The sequence below is a fragment of the Mycobacterium sp. genome (genome assembly GCF_049278535.1).
In the GTDB taxonomy this organism is placed as follows: Bacteria; Actinomycetota; Actinomycetes; order Mycobacteriales; family Mycobacteriaceae; genus Mycobacterium.
Genome location: NZ_JBAPMI010000081.1, coordinates 19,011 through 31,865, shown reverse-complemented (window position 1 = coordinate 31,865; position 12,855 = coordinate 19,011). Strand labels below are relative to the sequence as shown.

Genomic DNA, 12,855 nt, shown 5'->3' with positions numbered 1-12,855 from the left:
GGCTGGGACCGGACGCCGCTGCCGGCAGCGTGGTTCGCAGCCTGGCCGAAGCCAAAGCCGATCACGTCGCGACCGTCCTGGACGCCGGGGTCGCCGCGGATTGCGTTGTCATTGGTTGTGATTCGATGCTCCTCATCGAGGGCCGGCTGGTCGGCAAGCCCGCATCCATCGACGCGGCGCGGCGCGAGTGGCAGTCGATGGGCGGCCGGCCCGGTCAGCTGCACACCGGCCACTGCCTGGTCCGACTCAGCGACGGCAACGTTATCCAGCGGGTAGCCGAATCATTTTTCACCACAGTGCATTTCGGCACGCCGACAGCAACGGAACTGGAAGCCTATCTAGACAGCGGCGAGCCGTTGGCCGTCGCCGGCGCCTTCACACTGGACGGGCTGGGCGGTTGGTTCATTGACCGGATCGACGGCGACCCGTCGAACATCATCGGCCTGAGCCTGCCGAAGACCAGGGCTCTGCTGGCACGTGTCGGCGTTTCGGTCGCCGATCTGTGGGCCGCTAATCCGGCATCCGCGTAGAACTGTCGCCGGCGTCAACGCCGCAGCGGCCGACGTTAACCGGCAGGTAGGCTCGCGGTGTGCCTCTACCAGCAGATCCCAGCCCAACGCTGAGCGCTTACGCCCACCCGGAACGGCTGGTCACGGCCGACTGGCTGGCCGGCAACCTGGGCCGGCCCGGACTTGCCATCGTCGAATCCGATGAAGACGTCCTGCTCTACGACGTCGGCCACATCCCCGGCGCGGTCAAAGTCGACTGGCACACCGACCTCAACGACCCGCGGGTGCGCGATTACATCAACGGCAGGCAGTTCGCGGAATTGATGGACCGCAAAGGGATTTCGCGCGACGACACCGTGGTGATCTACGGCGACAAGAGCAACTGGTGGGCGGCATACGCGTTGTGGGTCTTCACGCTGTTCGGCCACCCGGATGTGCGGCTGCTCAACGGCGGACGCGACCTGTGGATGCACGACGGGCGTGACACCACGCTGGATGTTCCGAGCCGAACCTCCTCCGGCTATCCCGTCGTCGAGCGCAACGATGCGCCGATCCGGGCGTTCAAAGACGACGTGCTGGCGGTGTTGGGTTCTGAGCCACTGATCGATGTCCGCTCGCCCGAGGAGTACACCGGCAAGCGCACACACATGCCCGACTACCCGGAGGAAGGCGCATTGCGCGCCGGCCACATCCCTTCGGCGCGCTCCATTCCGTGGGCGAAGGCTGCTGACGACAGCGGGCGGTTCCGCGGCCGGGCCGAGCTCCAGGAGCTCTACGGGTTCATCGAGCCGGACGACAAGACCGTCGTCTACTGCCGTATCGGCGAGCGGTCCAGTCATACCTGGTTCGTGTTGACCCACCTGCTGGGCATCCCAGGCGTGCGCAATTACGACGGTTCGTGGACCGAGTGGGGTAACGCCGTGCGGGTGCCGATCGTCGCCGGCGAGAGCCCGGGAGCCGTCCCCGCCTGATGAACATGCCCGCGCCGCTGGCCGAGGTGGTCGCCGACTTCGGCGACGTCCAAGGCCAGGACAAGCTCAAGCTGCTGCTGGAATTCGCCGACGACCTCCCGGCGCTGCCCGATGACCTCGAGGAAGCGGCGATGGAGCCGGTCCCCGAATGCCAGTCACCGCTGTTTTTGCACGTCGACGCCCACGACCCGGGCCGAGTTCGGCTGTATTTCAGCGCGCCCGCCGAGGCGCCCACCACCCGAGGCTTCGCGTCCATCCTGGCCACCGGCCTTGACCAGCAGCCCGCCGCCGACATCCTGGCGGTGCCCGAGGACTTCTATACCGAACTCGGTTTGGCCGAGCTGATCAGTCCATTGCGGCTGCGTGGCATGTCGGCGATGCTGGCCCGGATCAAGCGCCGAGTGCGGGAGTCTGACTGAAGTAGACACCGGGTCTTGCCGCTCACGGCGCGGCGCTTAAACTTCCCCGAAACGACTTGTAAGAATTTCTCTTAGACATCACCAGACGTGCGCACCAGGAGGCGAAGTGGCCAGTCACGCCAGCTCGACGATCTCGAAGGTTCTTGTCGCCAACCGCGGTGAGATCGCGGTGCGGGTCATCCGCGCGGCCAAGGACGCGGGACTGCCCAGCGTGGCGGTGTACGCCGAGCCCGACGCCGACGCCCCGCACGTGAAGCTCGCCGACGAGGCCTTCGCGCTGGGCGGTCAGACCTCGGCGGAGTCCTACCTGGACTTCGGCAAGCTGTTGGAGGCGGCCAGCAAGTCCGGCGCCAACGCGATTCACCCTGGCTACGGCTTCCTGTCGGAAAACGCCGACTTCGCCCAGGCGGTGATCGACGCCGGCCTGATCTGGATCGGGCCCAGCCCGCAGTCCATCCGCGACCTCGGCGACAAGGTCACCGCGCGGCACATCGCCGCCCGCGCACAGGCCCCGCTGGTACCCGGTACCCCTGAGCCGGTGAAGGACGCCGACGAAGTGGTCGCCTTCGCCAAGGAGTACGGCGTGCCGATCGCGATCAAGGCGGCCTTCGGCGGCGGCGGGCGCGGCATGAAGGTGGCCCGGACCATCGAGGAGATCCCGGAGCTGTTCGAGTCGGCGACCCGCGAGGCGGTGGCGGCGTTCGGCCGCGGCGAATGCTTCGTCGAGCGCTACCTGGACAAGCCGCGCCACGTCGAGGCGCAGGTCATCGCCGACCAGCACGGCAACGTCATTGTCGCCGGCACCCGCGACTGCTCGCTGCAGCGCCGCTTCCAGAAGCTGGTCGAGGAGGCGCCCGCGCCGTTCCTGACCGACGCGCAGCGTAAGGAGATTCACGAATCCGCCAAGCGGATCTGCAAAGAGGCGCACTACTACGGCGCCGGCACCGTCGAGTATTTGGTGGGGCAGGACGGGCTGATCTCCTTCCTGGAGGTCAACACCCGTCTTCAGGTCGAGCATCCCGTCACCGAAGAGACCGCGGGCGTCGACCTGGTGCTGCAGCAGTTCAAGATCGCCAACGGCGAGGCGCTGGACATCACCGAGGACCCCACCCCGCGTGGGCACGCCATCGAGTTCCGGATCAACGGCGAGGACGCCGGACGCGGCTTCTTGCCGGCGCCCGGTCCGGTCACCCGCTACGACATCCCCACCGGCCCCGGTGTCCGGCTGGACTCCGGCGTCGAGGCCGGTTCGGTGATCGGCGGTCAGTTCGACTCGATGCTGTCCAAGCTGATCGTGTACGGCGCCACCCGCGAAGAGGCGCTTGCGCGCTCCCGCCGCGCCCTGGACGAGTTCCACATCGAGGGCCTGGCCACCGTCATCCCGTTCCACCGCGCCGTGGTGTCCGACCCGGCGTTCATCGGTGACGACCAGGGCTTCACGGTGCACACCCGTTGGATCGAGACCGAGTGGGACAACACCATCGAACCCTTCACCGCCGGCGAGCCCATCGAGGAGGACGAAGCCCTGCCGCGTCAGAAGGTCGTCGTCGAGGTCGGTGGCCGCCGACTCGAGGTCTCGCTGCCCGGTGACTTGGCGCTGTCCAACGGCGGTGGCGACGCAGCGGGTGTCGTCCGCAAGAAGCCCAAGCCGCGCAAGCGCGGTGCCGCCGGCGGCGCCGCGGCGTCCGGTGACGCGGTGACCGCCCCGATGCAGGGCACTGTGGTCAAGGTTGCCGTCGAGGAGGGCCAAGAGGTCTCGACCGGCGATCTGGTGGTGGTCTTGGAGGCCATGAAGATGGAGAACCCGGTCACCGCGCACAAGGACGGTGTGATCACCGGATTGGCCGTCGAAACCGGGGCTGCCATCACCCAGGGCACGGTGCTCGCCGAGATCAAGTAGCGCGGCCGGCATCGCCCCCGGACTTGGACCCCATCGAGATCAACGCCGGGCAGTGGTATCTGCGCGGCCTGCGTGCCGACGGCCGCATCGACGACCGTCGCGCGCTGGCCGATCTCGGCGTAACCGACCCGGAGTACGTGGCCCGCAGTGACGCCCACTGGGCCGCCGACTCGCGTTACTCGTGGGCGGTATGTGAACCCACCACCGGTGAACTGCTGGCCGAGGTAACGCTGGATCCGGCAAGCGGCGCGATCGCCGCCCGAGGGCGCGCGGGCCACGACGACGCGGCCGGCGCGGCAGCCGAGTCGGTCCGGCGATTTGCCGCCGCAATCGTTGACCCTGAACATCATTCAGGCTGAAGCCACCGGCCCCATGCGGCGACCAGGCTTTCTGAGAAACATCCATATACGTTGTCGGCGCACAGTGGTCGGGGTATTCTGACAAACAGGTTGAGTTCGCAGCCGCCCTTCCACAGCGTTAATTGACGTGAGGGGAGGCTGGACTCCCCAGTTTTTCCTCACGCGCGGAAGCCAACCGCTTGACGTGATCCACAGATTGCTTGTCGACTGATGGAGTCACTAGATGTCTGCTCTGCACCCGAACTTCGCTTCGTCGGTTCATGGAACCGAGGCGACAGTTCCTCCGCCTGCATGGGAGAACCATTCCGCACGGTTCACCGCGGAGTGGGACTCGTCCCGTGTTCTGGTCACCGTCGATGGTGAGCTCGACGCCTCCAATGCCAGTCAGCTCGCCGACTTCTTCGACCTCTGCATCGTTCACTCCACGCCGCTGATCCTGGACCTGAGTCGCCTGAAATTCTTTGGCACCGCTGGCTTTTCGGCGCTGCACCTGATCAACGTGAAGTGCGCGGGGGTCAATCTGCGCTGGGCGGTGGTCCCAAACAAGGCGGTGTCGCGGCTACTTCGGATCTGCGACCCGGACAACACGCTGCCGTTGGCTTCTTCGGTACACGATGTGCCGGACGACGAGGACCACGACCCGAACCGGCTATTCCAACTCGTCCCGTAACCGGGCCAGCGACTTAGCCAGCAGTCGCGAGACGTGCATCTGTGAAATGCCGACCCGCTCGGCGATCTGCGTCTGCGTCATCGAGTCGAAGAACCTGAGCACCAACACGGTTCGCTCTCGCTCGGGCAGCCCTTCGAGCAGCGGTCGCAGCGCCTCGCGGTTCTCGATCCGCTCCAGCCCGGTATCGACGTCGCCGAGCGTGTCGGCAATGGCGCGGGCTTCCTCATCGCCGCTGCCGCTGCCACCGCTGTCAATGGACAGCGTGTTGTACGAACTGCCCGCCACCAGGCCCTCGATGACTTCGGCGCGATCCATCTCGAGCTCATGCGCGAGTTCGGTCGCGGTGGGTGCACGGCCGAGCCGCTGCGACAGGTCGGCGGTCGCCGTGCCGAGCCGCAGGTGCAGTTCCTTCAGACGCCGCGGGACCTTGACCGACCAGCTGTTGTCGCGGAAATGCCGCCGGACCTCCCCCATGATCGTGGGCACCGCGAAGGAGACGAAGTCGGAGCCGGTCTCCACGTCGAAGCGGGCGACCGCGTTTACCAGTCCGACCCGGGCCACCTGAACCAGGTCGTCGCGCGGTTCCCCGCGTCCCTCGAAGCGCCGGGCGATGTGGTCGGCCAACGGCAGGCAACGCTCGACGATCTTGTCTCGATGACGCTGGAAGTCGGACGAGTCGGCCTCGAGAGTGGACAGCTCACGAAACATGTCGGGAACGTCGGCGTATTCATTGGGACGAGATGAAGAGGAACCGCCTACAGCTCGCGGTTTCACCTGTGAGAGCCCGCCCTTCTCGTGGTCAGCGTGACTCCGAAAACGCGATGGCCGTCCGATCCATGATCGTCGTGGAATGTCTGTACGTCATCGGTCAGCGATGTCAGCACATGCCAACTGAAGCTGCCCGGCGTCACCACGTCGTCGCTGTCGCATGTCGTCGACGCTTCGACCTTGAGTTCGTCGTCGCGCGGATCGACCACGATCGCCAGCGTGGCCCCCGGAATGGCTGAGCGGATCAACCGGGTGCAGACTTCGTCGACCGCAAGCCGCAGATCGGCTACCGCGTCGAAATCCAGGTCCTCAAAGGTGCCGACGGCCCCCACCAGCGTGCGCAGAACAGCCAGGTTCTCCAGTTTCGCCGCGACGCGCAATTCAATCGCGCGCTCGCCGCGTTGCTGGTTCGTCACAGCCTTCGCAGCAACGGTCATCGGGCCTCCCTGCATAGTTTGACCGACACTACCCTCGCGCTCGAGCTGGTTAGTCATGATCGCCGCCGGGTATTCCACCTGCCATGGATTCGAACGAAGCGACGGAAATCCAGCGCACACGCCGCATTCGGCGCATAGCGCTGATATCTGTCATCACGTTGGTGATCCTCGTTCTGATCGCAGTGGGCATTTATGTCATCGCATTCGTGATCTTGTCTCCCATGATCGGGTGACGGGCGGACCATCCGCCGACACGCTCCTCATGGTCAAGAGCAAATACCCACAAGCGCCACCAAATGAAACCAGATCTGACCGTTAAGAACGCGCAACGAAAGAGACGCCTGGACTGGGCGCGAACTCAAGTCAACACGGGTCCGGCGATCGGGGCGCCCATCGTGAGCGTGACGAACATCAGAATCATCAGAAACCAGCCGGCGCCCTGCCATCCCCACCAGACTCCGTGGTCATGCCAGACGCGGTAGGTGCGGACGAAGGCCCAGATGCCTGCGACCAGCAGAATCAGCGGCGCGCCGAGCGCCAGGATGGTCAGCTGCGGTGCCCCACATGCCACGGTGTCGATGGACATGGCGCCCTTGCAGGTGCTGTCCCACAGTGCGGCCACGATCAGAAAGCCCACTCCGGCAAGCGCGGCAAGCACGGCGAACCGAACGGCAGAGTGCACTTCGTTGTCTTCGCGACCGAGGCGGTCGCCGGTCGAGGGTTGTTGTTGCGTTTGCATCGGGGGATCCTCTATACGCTGTCACGCGCGGACACACGCGCCACATGCGTATACCCGCCGACGCGGCGCTGGTAAACCAGTCGCGGCGGTAAGCTCAGCCGTTTTCGGCATTGCGTCGGCACTGCGTGTCGAGCGCTGTAGCGGATCATGAAGATCGCCGACGCGATGCCGATGACAAGCAGCCCAAGCGCGCCGAGTTCGAGCAGTAGGGCGGTTGAGCTCCTTGTCGGAATGCACCTGCTCGGATGCCGCGGTCACGATCAGAATCCGCCGCACGTAGGCAATCAGTCCGATGAAAAGGAAAGGCTCTGCAGCGATTTCGTGATACAGCAGTACAGCGCGCAAGGTTGCCGCGATCTCGGCGATGATCAGCACCATCAAGACTCGGTCGAGGATCGCGACGCCACCCTGCAGCGTATTGACCTTGTGAGTCGCGCCCTGCACGACGGCCTCTGCCCCACCGATCACAACCAGCACAGCGGCCGCCACCAGGAGCACGAAGGCGATCGCGTAGATCACGGTCTCGAAACCGTCGACCAGTACGCCGATGCGCTGACTTCTATTGCGCCCGCGGCGTGCGCAAGTTTGAGATGCTGGCCGGCGCGTGTTGCCCGTCGTGCGGGCCGGGCAACCATCAGGAGCCACCAAATGCTTCGCTGAGCCGATGAAAGCGCTGGTAGACGACGATTCGAGGATTCGCGGCCGATGCCGAGTGCGCGTCGGGCGCCGACGGGCACCACGATGAACAGAAGTTTGCATGGGCTTCGGAGACCGTTGCGGACCTGCGCAAAGGATCGACCAGTACCATCTGCTCTATGCGAACGCCCCGGCGCCGGTTATCTCCGGATGACCGCCGCGCCGAGTTGCTGGCCTTAGGCGCGGAGGTTTTCGGGCAACGGCCGTACGACGAGGTCCGCATCGACGAGATCGCCGAGCGGGCCGGCGTATCACGGGCGTTGATGTACCACTACTTCCCGGACAAGCGGGCATTCTTCGCCGCGGTCGTCAAGGGACAAGCCGACCAGCTGTTCGAGACCACCAACCTTCCGCCGACGCCGGGCCAGAACCTCTTCGAGGAGGTGCGGGACGGCGTACTCGCCTACATGCAGTACCACCAGGAGCACCCGCACGCCGCCTGGGCCGCGTACGTCGGACTCGGCCGTTCCGATCCAGTCCTGCTCGGCATCGACGACGAGGCCAAGGACCGGCAGATGGAACACATCATGAGCCGCATCGTCGAGGTTGACGGGTCGGGCAGCAATCTCGAGCCAGCCGTCGAGCGCGACCTGCGGATCGTCATCCACGGTTGGCTCGCGCTGACCTTCGAGATCTGCCGGCAGCGGATCATCCACCCGGATACCGACGCGGGTCAACTCAGCAATTCCTGCGCCCATTCACTGCTCGACGCGATCATTCGGGTGAACGATGTCCCCGAGCAACTCGCCAAGGCGGTCGCGCCCGACCAGCGTTGACGCGTTTGTGTCGTACCCAGTTGTCATGATGGCTGGATGACCGCTGTACCTGACGACGCGCTTGCGCGGTTCAGCGTCGTCACCCGCGACTGGTTCGCCGGGACCTTCGCTGCGCCGACGCCCGCGCAGGCTGACGCCTGGTCGGCGATCGCCGACGGCCACAACACGCTGGTCATCGCTCCAACCGGCTCGGGTAAGACGCTGGCGGCCTTCCTATGGGCCATCGACACACTGGCAGGTGCACCGCGCAGCGAGCGAGCAGCCGGCACCCGGGTGCTCTACGTCTCGCCGCTGAAGGCGCTGGCCGTCGACGTCGAGCGCAACCTGCGGACTCCGCTGGCCGGGATGGCCCGGGTCGCCGCGCAGCAGGGGCTGCCCGCACCGGAGATCACCGTCGGGCTGCGGTCCGGCGATACGTCGCCGGCCCGCCGCCGACAGCTCGTCAGCAACCCACCCGACGTGCTGATCACGACGCCGGAGTCGCTGTTTTTGATGTTGACGTCGGCGGCCCGGCAGACCCTGGCCGGCGTGCAGACCGTGATCGTGGACGAGGTGCATGCCATCGCGGGCACCAAACGGGGTGCACACCTTGCCCTTTCGCTGGAACGGCTCGACGATATGTTGGCTGCGCCGGCACAGCGCATCGGGTTGTCGGCCACCGTGCGCCCGCCCGAAGAGGTGGCCCGGTTCTTGTCGGGGTCGTCCCCGACGACCATCGTCTCCCCACCGGCGGCCAAGACTTTCGAGCTGACCGTGCAGGTCCCGGTCCCCGATATGGCCAACCTGGCGAACAACAGCATCTGGCCCGATGTCGAGGCGCGACTGGTCGACCTCGTCGAATCGCACAATTCGACCATCGTGTTCGCCAACTCGCGGCGGCTGGCTGAGCGACTGACCGCTCGGCTCAACGAGATTCACGCCGAACGCACCGGCACCGAACTGCCATCCGCGGCCAACCCCAAGGTGGCCGGTGGCGCTCCTGCGCACCTGCTCGGCAGCGGCCAAACCTACGGCGCCCCAGCACTATTGGCCCGTGCCCATCACGGCTCGGTCAGCAAGGAACAACGGGCCATCGTCGAAGAAGACCTGAAGACCGGACAGTTGAAGGCGGTCGTGGCGACCTCGAGCCTGGAATTGGGCATCGATATGGGCGCGGTCGACCTGGTGATTCAGGTGGAGGCGCCGCCGTCGGTGGCCAGTGGCCTGCAGCGCATCGGGCGGGCCGGGCACCAGGTCGGCGAAATCTCCCAAGGGGTGCTGTTCCCCAAACACCGCACCGACTTGATCGGTTGCGCGGTAACGGTTCAGCGCATGCTCAGCGGCGAGATCGAGACGATGCGGTTGCCGACGAACCCGTTGGACATTCTGGCCCAGCATACGGTTGCCGCGGCCGCGCTGGACGCACTGGACGTCGACCGCTGGTTCGACACGGTAAGGCGCAGCGCGCCGTTTGCGACGCTGCCGCGCAGCGCATTCGAAGCCACCCTGGATCTGCTGTCCGGCAAGTATCCGTCCACCGAGTTCGCCGAACTGCGGCCACGTCTGGTCTACGACCGGGACAACGGCGTGGTGACGGCGCGTCCCGGTGCGCAGCGGCTCGCGGTGACCTCCGGCGGCGCCATCCCGGACCGCGGCCTTTTTACCGTCTACCTCGCCACCGACTCCGAAAACCCTTCCCGAGTAGGCGAACTCGACGAGGAGATGGTCTACGAGTCACGGACCGGCGATGTCATCGCGCTCGGCGCCACCAGCTGGCGAATCACCGAGATCACCCACGACCGCGTGCTGGTGATACCGGCGCCCGGCGCTCCGGCCCGGCTTCCGTTCTGGCGCGGCGACGATTCGGGCCGACCCGCAGAGCTCGGCCGCGCGGTCGGCCGGTTCACCGGCGAGCTGGCCGGGCTGGCTCGCGGCGAATTCGAAAGTCGTTGTGCTGGACTTGGACTCAACGAGTATGCGACGGAAAACCTGTGGCGGCTGCTGGATGATCAGCGGACCGCCACGAACGTGGTGCCCACCGACACCACGCTGCTGATCGAGCGGTTCCGCGACGAGCTGGGCGACTGGCGGGTGATTCTGCATTCCCCCTACGGCCTGCGGGTGCACGGCCCGCTTGCGCTGGCGGTGAGCCGGCGGCTGCGCGATCGCTACGGCATCGACGAGAAACCGACCGCCTCCGACGACGGCATCGTGGTGCGGCTGCCCGACACCATCTCGGAGTCCGGAGCCGACTCGAGCGACGCGCCACCCGGTGCCGAACTGTTCGTCTTCGACGCCGACGAGATCGACCCGATCGTCACCGCGGAGGTGGGCGGTTCGGCACTGTTCGCGTCGCGGTTCCGGGAATGTGCGGCGCGAGCGCTGTTGCTGCCGAGGCGAAACCCCGGCCGGCGATCACCACTGTGGCATCAGCGTCAGCGCGCCGCGCAGTTGCTTGACGTGGCCCGGAAGTACCCGGACTTCCCGATCGTGCTGGAGGCGGTCCGCGAGTGCCTTCAGGACGTCTACGACGTGCCGACGTTGACCGAGCTGATGACCGACATCGCGGCGCGCAAGATCCGCCTGCTGGAGACCGAAACCTCCACGCCGTCGCCGTTCGCGGCCTCGCTGCTGTTCGGCTACGTCGGGGCATTCATGTACGAGGGCGATAGCCCGCTGGCCGAACGCCGGGCGGCGGCGCTCGCACTGGACCCCACGCTGCTGGCCGAGTTGCTGGGCCGCGTCGAGCTACGCGAGCTGCTCGACCCCGACGTCGTAGCTGGTACCGGTCGGCAGTTGCAGCACCTTTCAGCCGATCGCGCCGCCCGCGACGCCGAGGCGGTCGCTGACTTGCTGCGGCTGCTCGGCCCGTTGACCAGCGACGAGATCGCCGAACGTGCCAGTGGCGCCGAGGTCGGCGGCTGGCTGGAAGCGCTCTTCGCGGCCAAGCGGGCGCTGCCGGTCTCCTTCGCCGGTCGCAGCTGGTGGGTGGCGATCGAGGACATCGGCCGGCTGCGCGACGGCGTCGGGGTGGCCGTCCCGGTGGGCGTTCCGGCCAGTTTCACCGAGGCGGTAGCCGATCCGCTGGGTGAGCTGCTGGGCCGCTACGCGCGCACGCACGCGCCGTTCACCACCGCCGACGTCGCCAACCGGTTCGGCCTCGGGCTGCGGGTTGCCGCCGATGTGTTGGGCCGGCTGGCCGCCGATGGACGATTGGTCCGCGGTGAGTTCTCCACCGAGGCGGTCGGCGACCAATGGTGTGACGCCGACGTGCTGCGGATCCTGCGACGCAGATCGCTGGCGGCGCTGCGGGCGCAGGTGGAGCCGGTCAGCACCAGCGCGTACGCGCGTTTCCTGCCGGCCTGGCACGGGGTGGGTGTCCGCAGCGGTTCGGCCGCCAACTCCGGCTTGGACGGCCTGGCAGCGGTCATCGATCAGCTCGCCGGGGTGCCACTTCCCGCGTCGGCGATCGAATCGCTGGTGCTGGCGCCCCGCGTGCGCGACTACTCCCCCGCGATGCTCGACGAACTGCTGGCCTCCGGCGAGGTGATGTGGTCCGGGACGGGCACGATCTCCGGCAGCGATGGCTGGGTGGCATTCCACACCGCCGATTCCGCGCCGCTGACACTGGTCACCGGTTCAGAGATCGACTTCACCGCGACCCATCGCGCCATCTTGGACATGCTGGCCGGCGGCGGCGCATTCTTCTTTCGGCAGTTGGCGCAGGACGGCATCGGCGAAGCCGAGCTCAAAACCGCACTGTGGGAGCTGATTTGGGCCGGCTGGGTCACCGGCGACACCTTCGCGCCGGTGCGGGCGATGCTGTCGGGTGGCCCGGGCGCGCGGAAACGATCCGCGCCGGCGCATCGGCAGGGACGCGGCAGGCGACCGCCTCGCCTGAGTCGCTACAGCGTCGCGCACCCGCAGTCGCGGGCCGCTGATCCGACCGTTGCCGGTCGCTGGTCGGCGCTGCCGACACCCGAAGCAAACTCCACCGTGCGGGCCCAGCACCAGGCGGACCTGCTGCTGAATAGACATGGCGTGCTGACCAGGGGTGCGGTGATGGCCGAGGGAGTGCCCGGCGGGTTTGCCACGCTGTACAAGGTGCTGACCGCTTTCGAGGACGCCGGCCGATGCCAGCGCGGCTACTTCGTCGAGTCGCTGGGCGGTGCCCAGTTCGCCGTGGCATCCACGGTTGACCGGCTGCGCAGCTACCTCGATGGCGTGGACCCCGAGAAGCCGGAATACCGGGCGGTGGTGCTGGCCGCCGCCGACCCGGCGAACCCTTACGGGGCAGCGCTGGCCTGGCCGTCGCGCTCGGACGGCGACGGGGCGGCCCGGCCCGGCCGCAAAGCCGGGGCGCTGGTCGTGCTGGTGGACGGCGAGCTGGTCTGGTTCCTCGAACGCGGCGGGCGGTCGTTGCTGAGCTTCGCCGACGACGACCCCGACGCCAACCACGCCGCCGCCGTCGCACTAGCCGACCTGGTTTCGGTGCGGCGGGTCAACTCCATCCTCATCGAGCGCATCAACAGCGCGCCGGTGTTGGCGCCGCAGGTGTCGTCCACCGTGGTCGCGGCCCTGTCCGAGGCGGGGTTCGCCCGGACTCCGCGCGGACTGCGGCTGCGGTAGTCC

Annotated in this window: 13 protein-coding genes; 9 read left to right on the top strand and 4 right to left on the bottom strand. The window is 67.0% G+C overall.

From position 1 onward, the window contains the following. The 6 genes from WAO18_RS05220 to WAO18_RS05195 form a co-directional block, all read left to right on the top strand. Positions 1 to 530 (top strand): Maf family protein (locus WAO18_RS05220; RefSeq protein WP_422204447.1); only part of this gene is annotated, 530 nt, incomplete at its 5' end. A gap of 59 nt (positions 531 to 589) precedes the next feature. Further along, positions 590 to 1,480 (top strand): sulfurtransferase, encoded by an 891-nt coding sequence (locus WAO18_RS05215; RefSeq protein WP_422204446.1) that lies wholly within the window; start codon positions 590 to 592, stop codon positions 1,478 to 1,480. Then, on the top strand, positions 1,480 to 1,899 hold the full coding sequence (locus tag WAO18_RS05210) for a SufE family protein (protein WP_422204444.1): 420 nt from the start codon (positions 1,480 to 1,482) through the stop codon (positions 1,897 to 1,899). The genes WAO18_RS05215 and WAO18_RS05210 overlap by 1 nt, the downstream gene beginning before the upstream one ends. A 106-nt stretch (positions 1,900 to 2,005) precedes the next feature. Further along, the gene (locus WAO18_RS05205; RefSeq protein WP_422204442.1) at positions 2,006 to 3,799 is read left to right on the top strand and encodes an acetyl/propionyl/methylcrotonyl-CoA carboxylase subunit alpha; all 1,794 of its coding nucleotides are present in this window, start codon (positions 2,006 to 2,008) and stop codon (positions 3,797 to 3,799) included. Between the two features lie 23 nt (positions 3,800 to 3,822). Next, on the top strand, positions 3,823 to 4,158 hold the full coding sequence (locus WAO18_RS05200; RefSeq protein ID WP_422204440.1) for a hypothetical protein: 336 nt from the start codon (positions 3,823 to 3,825) through the stop codon (positions 4,156 to 4,158). 223 nt (positions 4,159 to 4,381) lie between these two features. Next, on the top strand, positions 4,382 to 4,828 hold the full coding sequence (locus WAO18_RS05195; protein WP_422204438.1) for an STAS domain-containing protein: 447 nt from the start codon (positions 4,382 to 4,384) through the stop codon (positions 4,826 to 4,828). On the opposite strand, the gene WAO18_RS05190 is transcribed toward WAO18_RS05195, so the two are convergent. Both WAO18_RS05190 and WAO18_RS05185 read right to left on the bottom strand, forming a co-directional pair. Further along, on the bottom strand, positions 4,808 to 5,602 hold the full coding sequence (locus WAO18_RS05190) for an RNA polymerase sigma factor SigF (protein ID WP_422204436.1): 795 nt from the start codon (positions 5,600 to 5,602) through the stop codon (positions 4,808 to 4,810). The two genes, WAO18_RS05195 and WAO18_RS05190, sit on opposite strands and share 21 nt — an antisense overlap. Next, positions 5,599 to 6,033 carry an ATP-binding protein gene (locus WAO18_RS05185; protein ID WP_422204435.1) on the bottom strand — a complete coding sequence of 145 codons (435 nt, stop codon included), beginning with the start codon at positions 6,031 to 6,033 and terminating at the stop codon, positions 5,599 to 5,601. The genes WAO18_RS05190 and WAO18_RS05185 overlap by 4 nt, the downstream gene beginning before the upstream one ends. A gap of 83 nt (positions 6,034 to 6,116) precedes the next feature. Between WAO18_RS05185 and WAO18_RS05180 the strand changes: the two genes are divergently transcribed. Beyond that, positions 6,117 to 6,266: a hypothetical protein gene (locus tag WAO18_RS05180; RefSeq protein WP_422204433.1), complete on the top strand. Its 150-nt coding sequence runs from the start codon at positions 6,117 to 6,119 to the stop codon at positions 6,264 to 6,266. A gap of 125 nt (positions 6,267 to 6,391) precedes the next feature. On the opposite strand, the gene WAO18_RS05175 is transcribed toward WAO18_RS05180, so the two are convergent. Both WAO18_RS05175 and WAO18_RS05170 read right to left on the bottom strand, forming a co-directional pair. Beyond that, positions 6,392 to 6,772, bottom strand: coding sequence for a hypothetical protein (locus WAO18_RS05175; RefSeq protein ID WP_422204432.1), 381 nt, complete (start codon positions 6,770 to 6,772; stop codon positions 6,392 to 6,394). Between the two features lie 21 nt (positions 6,773 to 6,793). Beyond that, positions 6,794 to 7,291, bottom strand: coding sequence for a phosphate-starvation-inducible PsiE family protein (locus WAO18_RS05170; protein WP_422204431.1), 498 nt, complete (start codon positions 7,289 to 7,291; stop codon positions 6,794 to 6,796). Between the two features lie 296 nt (positions 7,292 to 7,587). Here WAO18_RS05170 and WAO18_RS05165 point away from each other — a divergent pair, with 296 nt between their 5' ends. Next, positions 7,588 to 8,244: a TetR/AcrR family transcriptional regulator gene (locus WAO18_RS05165; RefSeq protein WP_422204429.1), complete on the top strand. Its 657-nt coding sequence runs from the start codon at positions 7,588 to 7,590 to the stop codon at positions 8,242 to 8,244. A gap of 36 nt (positions 8,245 to 8,280) precedes the next feature. Then, the gene (locus tag WAO18_RS05160) at positions 8,281 to 12,852 is read left to right on the top strand and encodes an ATP-dependent helicase (RefSeq protein ID WP_422204428.1); all 4,572 of its coding nucleotides are present in this window, start codon (positions 8,281 to 8,283) and stop codon (positions 12,850 to 12,852) included. Positions 12,853 to 12,855 lie beyond the last annotated feature (3 nt).

Coding starts and splice junctions, on each gene's coding strand:
- WAO18_RS05180 (WP_422204433.1), top strand. CDS start 6,117: ATGGATTCGAACGAAGCGACGGAAATCCAGCGCACACGCCGCATTCGG.
- WAO18_RS05175 (WP_422204432.1), bottom strand. CDS start 6,772: ATGCAAACGCAACAACAACCCTCGACCGGCGACCGCCTCGGTCGCGAA.
- WAO18_RS05195 (WP_422204438.1), top strand. CDS start 4,382: ATGTCTGCTCTGCACCCGAACTTCGCTTCGTCGGTTCATGGAACCGAG.
- WAO18_RS05185 (WP_422204435.1), bottom strand. CDS start 6,033: ATGACCGTTGCTGCGAAGGCTGTGACGAACCAGCAACGCGGCGAGCGC.
- WAO18_RS05165 (WP_422204429.1), top strand. CDS start 7,588: ATGCGAACGCCCCGGCGCCGGTTATCTCCGGATGACCGCCGCGCCGAG.
- WAO18_RS05160 (WP_422204428.1), top strand. CDS start 8,281: ATGACCGCTGTACCTGACGACGCGCTTGCGCGGTTCAGCGTCGTCACC.
- WAO18_RS05210 (WP_422204444.1), top strand. CDS start 1,480: ATGAACATGCCCGCGCCGCTGGCCGAGGTGGTCGCCGACTTCGGCGAC.